We start from the raw sequence: 687 nt of genomic DNA on the forward strand, positions 1-687 counted from the left end.
TTTCCCGCCGCTATATCGGTATAGAGATCAACCCCGAATACTGCACCCTTGCAAAACAGCGTATTGGAGGTGATGAACATTGAGCAAGGAATTAAAAGCCCCCGACAAGGTAACGCAGAAAATGACCCGCGACGGGGCGATTGCGGAAAACCTTACGACGGGCGAAACGACGAGTATCAGCGAAAGACCGCCGGAGGAAAACTATTCAGCCCCCGCAGCGGGAGCAGCGGAAAAAGCGACCCAACGTATCAGCACAGAGGTTAGCCGCCATTTAGAAAAGGGCGCGGAGAAAAAGAGCCTTGACGCAGCGCAGCTTAAAACCCATACGTCCCGTTTACAGTTTTCCGAAGCGGAACGGGCAACTCCGGAACTGCAAAAGGCAATCAAAAAATCCGATACGGCGGCTGACCGTTTAGACAAAGCGCGGGCAGCTATCCCCAAACAGACCAAAATCACAAAAGAGCGCGTTTTTGACGAAGCCAAAGGCAAAGCAAAGACACGCCTTGCTTTTGAAAAGACGGATAAACCCCCAAACGGCAAATTTCGTCATAACCCGTTATCCCGTCCGGCGCAGGAATTGGACGCCGCCGTACATGGAAAAATCTATGAGGTGGAGAAAGAAAACGTCGGTGTGGAAAGCGGACACAGGATAGAACTTGTGGGCGAGAAAGCGGGCGGCATGACGAC

1 pseudogene is annotated in these 687 nt (G+C 52.3%); it reads left to right on the forward strand.

Annotated elements, in window-relative coordinates:
• Nucleotides 1-79: 79 nt before the first annotated feature.
• Nucleotides 80-687: pseudogene (locus HMPREF0373_RS14145) on the forward strand (hypothetical protein); the annotation flags it as partial.

Source organism: Eubacterium ramulus ATCC 29099 (assembly GCF_000469345.1).
GTDB classification, from domain to species: Bacteria; Bacillota; Clostridia; order Lachnospirales; family Lachnospiraceae; genus Eubacterium_I; species Eubacterium_I ramulus.